The organism is Streptomyces sp. NBC_00873 (assembly GCF_045207415.1).
Classification (GTDB): domain Bacteria; phylum Actinomycetota; class Actinomycetes; order Streptomycetales; family Streptomycetaceae; genus Streptomyces.
This window is the reverse complement of record NZ_CP108803.1, coordinates 5,973,477-5,985,631: the sequence shown is the minus strand read 5'-3', so window position 1 is coordinate 5,985,631 and position 12,155 is coordinate 5,973,477. Positions and strand designations below refer to the sequence as shown.

Here is a 12,155-nt window from a genome sequence, read left to right as displayed (position 1 = left end):
TCACCCTTGCCCGATATCGGGCAGAATTCTTGCGTTGAGGCTCCATTCACCGCAATATCGACGAGTGCCTGAACGCCGCTCGTCGCACGACGACCTCATCGATCACCTGGTGCGCTCCACCGCGCTCCAGCGCGGCGAAGCCGCCCGGGTGATCCTCGATGTGCTGGCGTACTTCGACGAGACGACCGACGACTTCGTCCGCCGCCGCCACCGCGAACTGCAGTCCGGCGGCCTGGTGAACACGGAGATCTTCGAACGCATCGCCGCCGAGCTGCCGCACCGGGCGGTCGCGCCGCCGGAGCTCTCGCTCCGCCAGCTGCGCCGCATCGTCTACGGCTGAGCACCAGGCACCACAACAACGTCGATGGAGGGGCAGAGAATCCATGTGCGGAATCGTCGGATATATCGGAAAGCGTGATGTGGCACCGCTGCTGCTGGAGGGGCTGCAGCGGCTGGAGTACCGGGGGTACGACTCCGCGGGCATCGTCATCACCGGCAAGGCAGCGGCCGGAAAGCCCGCCACGCTGAAGATGGTCAAGGCGAAGGGCCGGGTCCGCGAGCTGGAGGCCCGCGTCCCCAAGCGTTTCACCGGCACCACCGGCATCGCCCACACCCGCTGGGCCACCCACGGCGCCCCGAGCGACGAGAACGCCCACCCGCACCTGGACGCCGAGAACAAGGTCGCCGTCGTCCACAACGGCATCATCGACAACGCCTCCGAGCTCCGTGCGAAGCTCGTCGCCGACGGCATCGTCTTCCTCTCCGAGACCGACACCGAGGTGCTGGTCCACCTGATCGCCCGTGCGCAGGCGGACACCCTGGAGGAGAAGGTCCGCGAGGCGCTCCGCTCGGTCGAGGGCACGTACGGCATCGCCGTCATGCACGCCGACTTCAACGACCGCATCGTCGTCGCGCGCAACGGCTCCCCGGTCGTCCTCGGCATCGGCGAGAAGGAGATGTTCGTCGCCTCCGACGTCGCCGCGCTGGTCGCCCACACCCGTCAGGTCGTCACCCTCGACGACGGCGAGATGGCCACCCTCAAGGCCGACGACTTCCGTACGTACACCACGGAGGGCTCGTCCACGACGGCCACGCCGACCACCGTGGAGTGGGAGGCCGAGTCGTACGACATGGGCGGCCACGACACGTACATGCACAAGGAGATCTCCGAGCAGGCCGACGCCGTCGACCGGGTGCTGCGCGGCCGCATCGACGACCGGTTCTCCACCGTGCACCTGGGCGGTCTCAACCTGGACGCCCGTGAGGCGCGCGGGGTCCGCCGGATCAAGATCCTGGGCTGCGGCACCTCGTACCACGCGGGCCAGATCGGCGCCCAGCTCATCGAGGAGCTGGCCCGCATCCCCGCGGACGCCGAGCCCGCCTCCGAGTTCCGCTACCGCAACCCGGTCGTCGACCCCGACACCCTGTACGTCGCGGTCTCCCAGTCCGGTGAGACGTACGACGTGCTGGCCGCCGTCCAGGAACTCAAGCGCAAGGGCGCACGGGTCCTCGGTGTGGTCAACGTGGTCGGCTCGGCAATCGCCCGGGAGGCCGACGGCGGTACGTACGTCCACGCCGGCCCCGAGGTCTGCGTCGTCTCCACCAAGTGCTTCACCAACACGGTGGTCGCGTTCGCGCTGCTCGCCCTGCACCTGGGCCGCATCCGCGACCTGTCGGTCGCCGACGGCAAGCGGATCATCGAGGGGCTGCGCAGGCTGCCCGCGCAGATCACCGAGATCCTCGAGAACGAGGACGAGATCAAGAAGCTGGCCGCGGAGTACGCGGACGCCAAGTCGATGATGTTCATCGGCCGGGTGCGCGGCTACCCCGTCGCCCGTGAGGCCTCGCTGAAGCTCAAGGAGGTCTCGTACATCCACGCCGAGGCCTACCCTGCGTCCGAGCTGAAGCACGGCCCGCTGGCTCTGATCGAGCCCGCGATGCCGACGGTCGCGATCGTGCCGGACGACGACCTGCTGGAGAAGAACCGCGCCGCGATGGAGGAGATCAAGGCCCGCAGCGGCCGGATCCTCGCGGTCGCGCACCAGGTCCAGGAAAAGGCCGACCACACCATCGTGGTGCCGAAGAACGAGAACGAGCTGGACCCGATCCTGATGGGCATCCCGCTCCAGCTCTTCGCATACCACACGGCGCTGGCCATGGGCCGTGACATCGACAAGCCGCGGAACCTCGCGAAGTCCGTCACCGTCGAGTAGCCCGCCACCCGTACGGCAGGAGAGCGGCCCCGCACCACGTCACGAAAGGTGCGGGGCCGCTCTCTCCCGTTGGCCGGTGCCGCCCCAGGTCGCACCGGCCGGTGAGTGCCTCAGCCGGCGGCCGTCACACCCCGGCCGGCAGCACGCCCCGGCAACGCCGTCGGCCACTTGGCCAGCGCCGCCGTCGCTCCGTACCAGGCGGCGAGACCGGCCACCGCGGCCAGCCAGCCGCCGACCTTGCCGAGCCCGTCACTGCCGGCGAACTGCCCGACGCCCAGGAGCAGAAGCCCCAGGAAGAGCAGTGCGTACGTCCCCTGCGCGAGCAGACCGCCGCCGGCCGCCCCGAAGGTGAGACTCAGCGCGAACAGCGCCCAGAGCAGCAGGAACAGCCCCGCCGCGTGACCGGAGACATGGGCATCGGCACCGGTGCCCCAGGTGAACCAGAAGGCGCCGAGCCCGACGAAGGCCGTGCCGGTGAAGGCGCTGCCGCCGCGGAACTCCAGCAGTCCGGCGACGAACAGGGCGATACCGCCGACATACAGCGCGAGCGAGACGGCGTCGGCCGCCGTCACCCCGTCGATGACCCGGGTGTGACCGATGCCGAACGCCAACAGGGTGAGTCCCAGGGCGAGATGGCCGAGGGTGGAGGTGCTGCTGCTTCCCGCAGAGACGTCATTGTCCACGGCGGGCTCCCTTCAAGGCAGTGGTGCTGTTTCCCAGTGACCCTTATGTACCCTTCACAAGCGCACAATTCACCTTTACGGGTGGGTAGATTGCCTGTTTTCAAGGGCGAGTTGACGCCATGTCGGCCATCCGGCCAGGACGCCGCCGCGTCAGGACGAAAGAGTCCTAGTACTGCAACCGCATTTGGGGGTTGTGGCCTCGACGTTTGTAGTGGGAGCGGCGGGCTCGGGCCTGGCTGCGTCGTCGAAAGCGTGACCAGTGCAGATGGTGCTCGTTGGTCTGGTGACGGGGCTTGACGAGGTGGCCCATCAACCGGCGGATCTCCGGGACGCTGAGGGGTATGAGGTCTTGCTCGTCGTCTGCGGTGCCCCTTTTGCGGCTTCTGCGGCGCGGACGGCAGCCAGGTAGGCGAGTGCGGCCATGGCCAGGGTGATGTGCCGGTACCACGCCCGGTAGAGCCTGACCTGGTAGTGGTCCAGGCCGCACTCGCCCTTCGCGGTCTGGAAGCACTCCTCCACTGCCCACCTCGTGGCGGCCACCCTGACCAGGTCTTTCAGCCGGGAGATGGCCGGTCCGTAGCAGACGTAGTAAGCGATCTCGGTGGGGTCGCTGACACTGCGGCGGGCCAGGACCCAGTGCCCGAATCCCTCTTCCCAGCAGGGGCGGATTGCGACGCGGGCCCAGTCGTAGATCCGTTCCCCGTGCGCGCCCTGCCCGCCCGACAGACGCTTCCAGCGTTGCCGTGGCAGCGCGGCGATGAGGTCGTCGACGCGCGACTCGGCCCAACTGGTGGTGATCACGGTGTCGTTGACCTTGGTGGCCAGGACATGCGCGATCTTGCGTTCCTCCAGCCAGGCCCGTGTGTGCTTGACCTGCCCGTACGCCTCGTCCGCGGTCACCCAGGCGAACGGAACGCCGGCGTCGATGGCACGTTGCAGCATCTGCCGGAAATGCTCGTTCTTGGTCGCGAAGGGCACCTCGTCGTCGATCCCGGCAGCGCGGCAGCGGTCCCGGTCATCGGTCCAGGAAGACGGCAGGTAGAGCTCCCGGTCGATCAGGGCTCGCCCCTTCGCCGAGGCGTAGGCCAGGAAGGTCCCGATCTGGCAGTTCTCGGTCCGGCCCGCGGTGCCCGAGTACTGCCGCTGGACACCGGCGGACTTGGTGCCCTTCTTCAAAAAGCCGGTGTCGTCGCAGATCAGGACGCCGTCCGCACTGCCGATGGTCTCCACGACGAAGTCGCGGATGTCGTCGCGGACGGCGTTCTCGTCCCAGTCGGAGTGGTTGAGCAGGCGCTGGACCGAGTCCGGGCGCAGCTGCCCGACCTGCTCCGACAGCGTCCACCCGTTCTTCATCTCCAGCGGCGCGAGCAACCCGGTCAGATAGTCAAGCGCCCGCTCACGCGGCTCCGACCTGCCGAAACGGTGGGCGAACCGGGCATGGAGCCCGGCTACCCCCTCGGACCACGACTCGACCTGCTCAACCGTCAGCACATCAGCACACAGTCACACCAACGAGACACAACGCCGTCCGTCACGCCAGATGCGGTTGCAGTACTAGGGAATGACCACGACCGGACGCTGGGCGCGCCGCGCCAGCCGCCCCGCCACCGAGCCGAAGATCCTGCCGACGATGCCGTGCGTGGAGCCGACGACGATCGCGTCGGCCGAGTACTCCCGGCCGACCTCTTCCAGCTCGTGGCAGATGTCGCCGCCCCGCTCGACGAGCACCCACGGCACCTCGGAGAGGTAGTCCGCACAGGCGAGCTCCAGACCGAGGACCTCGGTGCGGTGATCGGGTACATCGACGAAGACGGGCGGCTCGCAGCCTGCCCAGACCGTGGTCGGCAGCCGATTGGCGACATGGACGATGATCAGGCCGGAACCTGATCTTCGAGCCATCCCGATGGCATAGGCGAGGGCTCGCTCACTGGACATGGAGCCGTCGAAGCCGACCACGACCCCATGCCGGAAGGCGGGATCGCAGGAGTGGCGTGGTTCTTCGACCGCCAGGGGGTCCGACAGTGGGTCGGCTACCCGCTTGCGGTCCGCGGGTTCGGGGATTTCGTGACCGGCCATCGGTGTCTCGGCGAAGAGAGTCCTCGTGAGGAGAGAGCGGCTTGGGGAAGGTGTATCAGCGGGCGGTGTTGTGGTGTCCGGGAATCATCTTCCCAACCCCTTACCCCCAAGGGTACGGCCCCACTCCTCCACTGCCCAGACCCCCGCAAAGCGCGTGCGACGTTCCACGGAGCATGCCCGAGGCAGCCGCGGATGGCAATGCCGGTTGCGTGGTACACCGAGGCCGCCCGACCGGGGGACGGTACCGGGTGACCGGCCGCGGCGGACACCCGTCGGCGACCGAGCCGCACCACAGAGTCACCACCCGCAGGGTGACCACCGCACCGAATCACCGCGCCGCCCCGGGGAGCGGCGCGGCGCCCGCACCCGCCCCGCCCGACCGACCGACCGTGCCCGTCACCACCGCCGACCGGTCCGCGACCGGCGTGGTCCGCCGGGCGGTGTTCAGCCGCCTGCCCGAACCGGCCGCCCTCGTGGCGTACAGCACATCCGCCGGCGATGCCGGGCGCCCTCGCTCCCGGCCTCGCGGGTCGGCACCGCCGCCTGCCGCATCCTGCTCCGCCGGTCCGAACGCGTGGCCGCCCACCGGACCGAGGGGGCGCACACGAGCAGTCGTACGGAGGGGTCGTGCGCCGGTCAAACGACTAAATCCGGCACACGCAACCGTATATTTTCAGCCAACTTCTCACCCCTGTCGATTCCTTGGTGAATTGGCCGATCAACCCCCTTGCCACCAGGCAAGAAGAGACCACGCGGTACGCTTCCACCCGATAGGGACGGGCCACGAACGGGAGGCGCACTTCCCTGCACGGCCCGGGGGTGGAACGCTTCGTGATCGAATGCTTCCCGCCAAGTGGCCATGTCGACATAGCGCTGGTTGGTCAACTTGTCACGACGGCGCCACGAGACGCAGTAGATTCGATCTTGAGTGCCGAAGACTGGGGACTCGTGCAAGACCGAGGGGAAACGTGCAGGAGCGACAGGCCCGTAAGGACCAGGAAGACGCGAACACCGAGGGGGGCTTAGCGTCATGAGCCAGGACTCCGCCGCCGCAACGGAGGCTGTACGGAAGCTCGGCGGACGACGACGTCGGGAAGTCGTCGCCGTCCTGCTGTTCAGCGGCGGCCCCATCTTCGAGAGCTCCATCCCGCTCTCCGTGTTCGGGATCGACCGCCAGGACGCGGGAGTTCCGCGCTACCGACTTCTCGTCTGCGGCGGGGAGGAGGGGCCGCTGCGCACCACCGGCGGGCTCGAACTCACCGCGCCCTACGGGCTGGAGGCGATCAGCAGGGCAGGCACCGTCGTGGTGCCCGGCCTGGCGTTCGATCACCTCGCCACCTCCCGCCGAGGCACTGGACGCGCTGCGCCGCGCCCATGAGGAAGGGGCCCGCATCGTCGGGCTGTGCACCGGCGCGTTCGTGCTCGCCGCCGCGGGGCTGCTGGACGGCCGTCCCGCGACCACGCACTGGATGTACGCACCGACGCTGGCCAAGCGCTACCCGTCGGTCCACGTCGATCCGCGCGAGCTGTTCGTCGACGACGGCGATGTGCTCACCTCCGCCGGGACAGCGGCAGGGATCGATCTCTGTCTGCACATAGTCCGCACGGACCACGGCACCGAGGCCGCCGGGGCACTGGCCCGCCGGCTCGTCGTGCCCCCGCGGCGCAGTGGCGGTCAGGAGCGCTACCTCGACAGGTCTTTACCCGAGGAGATCGGCTCCGACCCGCTCGCCGAGGTCGTGGCCTGGGCGCTGGAGCACCTCCACGAGCAGTTCGACGTGGAGACGCTCGCCGCGCGCGCCTACATGAGCAGGCGGACCTTCGACCGGAGGTTCCGTTCGCTGACCGGCAGCGCACCGCTCCAGTGGCTGATCACCCAGCGCGTGCTGCAGGCGCAGCGGCTGCTGGAGACGTCCGACTACTCGGTCGACGAGGTCGCGGGCCGCTGCGGCTTCCGCTCGCCGGTCGCCTTGCGCGGACACTTCCGGCGCCAGCTGGGCTCCTCCCCCGCCACGTACCGGGCCGCGTACCGGGCCCGCCGTCCGCAGGGCGGATCCATGGAGCCGGTGGCGACGGCGATCGAGACGGCCGTGCCCGCACAGGGCACGTCCGCGAGCCGGAGGGCCGGGGCGGGGCAGCCGGAGCACGGGAAGCCGGGCTCCGACGCATACGCCACCGGGCGCCCGACTCTGCCGGGGCAGCGCAGCGCCCCGTAGGGTGGGTCGTATGAACGATCGCATGGTGTGGATCGACTGCGAGATGACCGGGCTCTCGTTGACGGAAGACGCACTCATCGAGGTGGCCGCACTGGTCACCGACTCGGAGTTGAACGTGCTCGGCGAAGGGGTGGACATCGTGATCCGCCCGCCGGACAGGGCCCTGGAGACGATGCCCGAGGTGGTGCGGCAGATGCACACCGCCTCGGGCCTCCTCGACGAGCTGGCCGACGGCACCACGCTCGTCGACGCCGAGGCCCAGGTGCTGGCCTATGTGCGCGAGCATGTGAAGGAGCCGGGCAAGGCACCGCTCTGCGGGAACTCGGTCGGTACCGACCGGGGATTCCTGGCCCGGGACATGGCGGCCCTGGAGGGCTACCTGCACTACCGGATCGTCGATGTGTCCTCGGTCAAGGAGCTGGCCCGCCGCTGGTACCCGAAGGCGTACTTCAACAGTCCGGAGAAGAACGGCAACCACCGGGCGCTCGCGGACATCCGTGACTCCATCACGGAGCTGCGGTACTACCGGGAGGCAATCTTCGTACCGCAGCCCGGGCCGGACTCGGAGCAGGCCAAGGCCATCGCGACACGCCTGACGGCGCCGCCGTCGTAGGACCTCGGGAAGCCGCTGGTCACGGGCGTTTCAAGGTCCGGGATCAGCGGCTGAACAACTGGGGCGCGAGCACCCTCTCGGACCCTGTACACTTTTTCTCGGCCGGTCAGAAAAAGACCGGACACGGTGGGTATAGCTCAGATGGTAGAGCACCTGGTTGTGGTCCAGGATGTCGCGGGTTCGAGTCCCGTTACTCACCCTGAAGGGAAGGGCCCCGGTCTTCGGACCGGGGCCCTTCGTCATGTGATGCCCTCTCACCAAGGGGCCGAGTGACGGTCGTCACACCGTTATCGGCCCGGCGGCGGGCGTCACGACGAGTCGCGGACGATCAGCTCGGTGGGGAGCACGATCTGCGGGCGTTCCAGGTCCTCGCCCGCGATCTCCTGGAGCAGCAACCGGGTCATCTCCCGGCCCATCTCCTCGATCGGCTGACGCACGCTGGTGAGCGCGGGGTCCATGTGGCGGGCCACGGCCGAGTCCGGTCGGCCTGAGTCACTGGAACGCGGAGGACGGCGGTACCGGAGACGGACGGGCGTCCGCATCGCGCACCGCAGCCGCGCCGCCGGTGAAGTCGGCGAGTTCCCGGCCGTGTTCGACGCGTCCTGGGTGCGGGTCGGTGGCGACCCTGCGGGTCAGTTCGGCGACCTTGAGCGGCAGCCCGGAGGCGAGCAGCACGGCGTTGCCGAAGCGGCGGCCACGCAGCACCGCCGGATCGGCGGCGAGGGCCAGTTCGGGGAAGACGGCGGCGGCGGTGGCGATCTGGCCGCGGAGATGAGCCAGCGGCGGGCCGTCGGTGAGATTGGCCACGTACTGCCCGGTGGGCTTCAGCACCCGGCGTACGTCGGTGAGGAACTCGGTGCTGTTGAGGTGGGCAGGGGTGCGGGATCCGCTGAACACGTCGGCGATGACGAGATCCGCCCAGTCGTCCGGGATCTTCCCGAGCCCGGCGCGGGCGTCGGTGGAGCGGACCCGGATCCGGGCCTGCGGGTCCAGGGGCAGCTCCCGGCGGACCAGCTGGACGAGCGCCGCGTCCAGCTCGACGATCTGCTGGGTGGAGCGGGGGCGGGTCGCGGCGATGTAGCGGGCGAGGGTGAAGGCGCCGCCGCCCAGGTGCACGACGTGCAGGGGCTGCTGCGCGGGAGCGACGAGATCCGCGATGTGGCCGATCCGACGCTGGTAGGAGAAGGAGAGGTGCGAGAGGTCGTCGAGGTCGACATGGGACTGAGGGGCGCCGTCGAGGTTCAGCGTCCAGGCACGGGGGCGCTCCCGGTCGGGTATCAGCTCGGCGAGACCGCCGTCGACCGCCTCGGCGAGGCTCTCCGGCCTGCGGTCGGAACGCTTCCGGGCGTTCTCGCCACCGCTGGATGCTCCTCGACGTGCCACTGCTGTTTCCCCTGCTCGCTGCTCATCGCTCCGGTACCGGACCGGCACCGGCGGGGAACACGCCCCCGGCCATTATGAGCTCAGCAGCAGTTGTCGGCCGCCTCGATCAGCCGGGCCGCCTGGTCGAGGGCGGCCCGCAGCGCGGCAGGGTCGGTGACCGGGGCGTCGGCGGCGGGCGGCAGCAGCCAGCCGCTGCCGGAGACCGGCGGCTCGGCGGGAATGCGGAGCCCGCGGCCGCTCGTCTGCGTACAGGCACTGCCCGGTACGTCCCAGGCCTCGGCGGTGCCCGGCGGCACCAGGAAGCCGAGGGTGTCGCAGGTGCCGTCGTGCAGGACCGGGCCGACTGCCTCCTGATCGGCGCCGCGGCGCAGGATGTCGACGGCTTCGAGGCCCTGGCGGGCGGGGACGGTCACCAGCTCGCAGGGCCCGGGGAGCGGCAGGGGCTCCGCCACGGCGGGCTCGGGGGTTGGGGGCCGGGGTGTGGCGGGTTCGGGGGTGGCGGGTTCACGCTCCGCAGCCCCGGAACCGGTCGTCGTCGCAGTCGTCCGTGAGCCGGTCTCCGTGCCGAGATGCAACAAGGGACCTCTCCTCTCATCGCCGGGCGGAGCCAGACTCCGTCTCCACATGAACCAACGCGTCGACTACGTCAAGGGCTACGGTGCCACGCCGCCGCAAAGGATGGCAGTTCATGGCGGATCGCGGGCGAGATATCCCTTTTGTAGGCAAACACTGCGTGTGCGGTCCGTCACAGCAGGTACCTTCTTGCTCCGCCGGGACACCGGAAACAGGCCCGGCTTGCACCAGAGAGGGCCCAGCCATGGTGTCGACAGGGGCAGTTCCCAACCTCGCTTTCCGGCGGCTGCGCGGACCGCGCTCCGCCGGGGAGTTCGCTGCCGCGGTGCGCAGATCCGCCCGTGAGATCGGCGAGCAGGTCGCGTGCGACGCCCGGTACATCGGACGCGTGGAGTCCGGCGAGATCCGCTGTCCCAACTACGCGTACGAACGAGTCTTCCTGCACATGTTCCCCGGGGCGACCCTGGCGGACCTGGGCTTCTCGTCGCGCGAGACCGTACGCGGCCGAGGGGCGCGCGCCACCGCCGAGATCCCCGACACCCCACCGCCCCCCACGCTCCACAGCGACACCGACGAGGAGAGCGACGTGCTGCGTCGCGTATTCATGACCAGCGGCACCACCGCGATGGCGGCCGCATCCCTGGGCTTCGGCCTCGGCACCGCCGCCGCTGCCGCTGCCGTACCGGCACAGCGACCCGCACAGCGACGGGTCGGCGAGGCCGAAGTGACCGCCGTCGAGAAGGCGGTACGGCAGATCAGGCTGCTGGACGACCGGCACGGCGGCGACGGCCTCTACCGGCGGGCCGCGCAGCCGTTGAGGGCGGTGTACGTGCTGCTGGACGAGGGGACGACCACCCGCCGCTCCACGTCCGAGCGGCTGCATGCCGGGGCGGGTGAGCTGGCCATCTCGGTGGGGTGGCTGGCCCATGACTCGGGGCGTTTCGATGACGCCCGCTCGCACTACGCGGAGGCGCTGGCGACGGCGCGGCTGGCCGGTGACGCGGCGCTGGAGGCGCATGCGTTCTGCAACGCGTCGTTCCTGGCCAGGGACACGGGGCGGCCGCGGGAGTCGGTACGGGCGGCGGAGGCCGGGCAGCGGGCGGCCACGCCGCTGGGCTCACCGCGACTGCTGGCGCTGCTCGCACTGCGGGAGGCGGGGGGCCGGGCGGGGCTCGGTGATCGCAGCGGCTGCGAGCGGGCGCTGGGGCGGGCGCACGAGGCCTTCGGACGGGGGACGCGCGATGCCGACCCGGAGTGGATGACGTTCTTCCGGGAAGCAGAGCTGGAGATGCTGGAGGCGCAGTGCTGGTCGGCGCTGGGTGACTGGCCGCGGGCGGCGCGTCATGCGCGACGGGCCACACAGCTGCAGGACCCGCACTTCACCCGGAACCTGGCGCTGTACCGGGCCGAGCTGACGACGGACCTGGCGCATGCCGGGGCCGCGGCGGAGGCGGCCGCGACGGGGCACCAGGTGCTGGACCTGCTCGACCATGTGCAGTCGTCCCGGATCCGGGCGATGTTGGCGGGGGCGGTGCGGGTGTTGCGGGCACAGCGCGGGTCACCGGAGGTGGCGGTGCTTCTGGAGCGGTGCGGCGAGATGGACCTGTAACGGCCGCCCCCGCGAAGCGCCCACCGCACCTCCGGGCAACGGCGGGACCTAGTGCCGCGATGGGGCAAACCTTGCCGGTCGCGGCACTAGCGGTCCAGGTGACCCGTGTCGTTCCAGCGTTCCAGCGCCGGCGCCCCGTACGCCCACCCCAGGACCGACAGCGACGTCGGGTCCAGCCGGATGCGGGACGCGAACGACACGTCCTCGCCCAGCCAGCGCGCCCCCAGCGCCCGCAGGATGTGACCGTGCGCGAAGACCAGCACGTCGCGGTCGGCCGAGCGCGCCCAGGCCACGATCTCGTCCGCGCGGGCGGACAGTTCGGGGAGGGTCTCGCCCTCCGGCACCCCGTCGCGCCAGATGAACCAGCCCGGCCGGATCGCCTGGATCTCGGCCGGGGTCATGCCCTCGTACGCCCCGTAGTCCCACTCCATGAGCGCGTCCCACGGCTGTGCCCGGTCCGCGAAGCCGGCTATCTCGCAGGTCTCCCTGGCGCGGACGAGCGGGCTGGTCCGGACCTCGAGGCCCGGCAGGTCCGCCCACGGTTTCCGGTGCAGCCGCTCGCCCAGCAGCTTGGCGCCCTCGCGGCCCGCGTCGAGCAGCGGGATGTCCGTCCTGCCGGTGTGATTGCCCTTGACGGACCATTCCGTCTGGCCGTGCCGGGCGAGCAGGATACGCGGTGCCATGACGGCTCCCCCTGTGATGTGGATCGGAGAAAACGACAACAGGGACGGGTCATCCGCCTTTGTCCATCATCGCTCACGTGCCCGGGAGGCAACCTCCGGGACCGCA

11 protein-coding genes, 1 tRNA gene and 2 pseudogenes are annotated in these 12,155 nt (G+C 70.2%); 6 read left to right on the top strand and 8 right to left on the bottom strand.

Annotated features, from left to right (window positions below; genetic code table 11):
* Positions 1-64: 64 nt before the first annotated feature.
* On the top strand, positions 65-340 hold the full coding sequence (locus OH809_RS27650; protein WP_384951187.1) for a hypothetical protein: 276 nt from the start codon (positions 65-67) through the stop codon (positions 338-340).
* Between the two features lie 43 nt (positions 341-383).
* Complete coding sequence (glmS, locus tag OH809_RS27645) at positions 384-2,213, top strand: glutamine--fructose-6-phosphate transaminase (isomerizing) (RefSeq protein WP_266985376.1); 1,830 nt, start codon at positions 384-386, stop codon at positions 2,211-2,213.
* Between the two features lie 110 nt (positions 2,214-2,323).
* Here the strand turns inward: glmS and OH809_RS27640 are convergent, their stop codons facing one another.
* The 4 genes from OH809_RS27640 to OH809_RS27625 form a co-directional block, all read right to left on the bottom strand.
* Positions 2,324-2,896: an acetate uptake transporter gene (locus tag OH809_RS27640; protein ID WP_406419699.1), complete on the bottom strand. Its 573-nt coding sequence runs from the start codon at positions 2,894-2,896 to the stop codon at positions 2,324-2,326.
* Between the two features lie 309 nt (positions 2,897-3,205).
* Positions 3,206-4,384 (bottom strand): IS701 family transposase, encoded by a 1,179-nt coding sequence (locus tag OH809_RS27635; protein WP_331744016.1) that lies wholly within the window; start codon positions 4,382-4,384, stop codon positions 3,206-3,208.
* Between the two features lie 66 nt (positions 4,385-4,450).
* The gene (locus tag OH809_RS27630; RefSeq protein ID WP_406419701.1) at positions 4,451-4,972 is read right to left on the bottom strand and encodes a universal stress protein; all 522 of its coding nucleotides are present in this window, start codon (positions 4,970-4,972) and stop codon (positions 4,451-4,453) included.
* Positions 4,973-5,300: 328 nt separating this feature from the next.
* The gene (locus tag OH809_RS27625) at positions 5,301-5,576 is read right to left on the bottom strand and encodes a hypothetical protein (RefSeq protein WP_406419703.1); all 276 of its coding nucleotides are present in this window, start codon (positions 5,574-5,576) and stop codon (positions 5,301-5,303) included.
* Between the two features lie 426 nt (positions 5,577-6,002).
* Between OH809_RS27625 and OH809_RS27620 the strand changes: the two are divergent.
* The 3 genes and pseudogenes from OH809_RS27620 (at position 6,003) to OH809_RS27610 (ending at position 8,000) form a co-directional block, all read left to right on the top strand.
* Positions 6,003-7,188, top strand: a pseudogene (locus OH809_RS27620) (helix-turn-helix domain-containing protein).
* A 10-nt stretch (positions 7,189-7,198) separates the two neighbouring features.
* A complete protein-coding gene (orn, locus tag OH809_RS27615) occupies positions 7,199-7,801 on the top strand; it encodes an oligoribonuclease (RefSeq protein ID WP_406419707.1) in 603 nt (200 codons plus the stop codon).
* Positions 7,802-7,927: 126 nt separating this feature from the next.
* Positions 7,928-8,000 (top strand) — tRNA-His (locus OH809_RS27610).
* A gap of 109 nt (positions 8,001-8,109) precedes the next feature.
* Here OH809_RS27610 and OH809_RS27605 read toward each other — a convergent pair.
* From OH809_RS27605 to OH809_RS27595, 3 genes and pseudogenes are all read right to left on the bottom strand, one after another.
* Positions 8,110-8,289: pseudogene (locus OH809_RS27605) on the bottom strand (substrate-binding domain-containing protein); the annotation flags it as partial.
* 4 nt (positions 8,290-8,293) lie between these two features.
* Positions 8,294-9,184 (bottom strand): spermidine synthase, encoded by an 891-nt coding sequence (locus OH809_RS27600; RefSeq protein WP_406419709.1) that lies wholly within the window; start codon positions 9,182-9,184, stop codon positions 8,294-8,296.
* Positions 9,185-9,264: 80 nt separating this feature from the next.
* Entirely contained in the window at positions 9,265-9,762 is a 498-nt protein-coding gene (locus OH809_RS27595) for a hypothetical protein (protein ID WP_406419711.1), read from the bottom strand.
* 239 nt (positions 9,763-10,001) lie between these two features.
* Between OH809_RS27595 and OH809_RS27590 the strand changes: the two genes are divergently transcribed.
* Entirely contained in the window at positions 10,002-11,366 is a 1,365-nt protein-coding gene (locus OH809_RS27590; RefSeq protein WP_406419713.1) for a tetratricopeptide repeat protein, read from the top strand.
* Between the two features lie 86 nt (positions 11,367-11,452).
* Here the strand turns inward: OH809_RS27590 and OH809_RS27585 are convergent, their stop codons facing one another.
* Positions 11,453-12,049 carry a histidine phosphatase family protein gene (locus OH809_RS27585; protein WP_406419715.1) on the bottom strand — a complete coding sequence of 199 codons (597 nt, stop codon included), beginning with the start codon at positions 12,047-12,049 and terminating at the stop codon, positions 11,453-11,455.
* Positions 12,050-12,155: the final 106 nt, after the last annotated feature.

Bases quoted from the DNA above. Each gene is read 5' to 3' on its own strand.
- orn (WP_406419707.1), top strand. From the start codon at position 7,199: ATGAACGATCGCATGGTGTGGATCGACTGCGAGATGACCGGGCTCTCG.
- OH809_RS27630 (WP_406419701.1), bottom strand. From the start codon at position 4,972: ATGGCCGGTCACGAAATCCCCGAACCCGCGGACCGCAAGCGGGTAGCC.
- glmS (WP_266985376.1), top strand. From the start codon at position 384: ATGTGCGGAATCGTCGGATATATCGGAAAGCGTGATGTGGCACCGCTG.
- OH809_RS27585 (WP_406419715.1), bottom strand. From the start codon at position 12,049: ATGGCACCGCGTATCCTGCTCGCCCGGCACGGCCAGACGGAATGGTCC.
- OH809_RS27590 (WP_406419713.1), top strand. From the start codon at position 10,002: ATGGTGTCGACAGGGGCAGTTCCCAACCTCGCTTTCCGGCGGCTGCGC.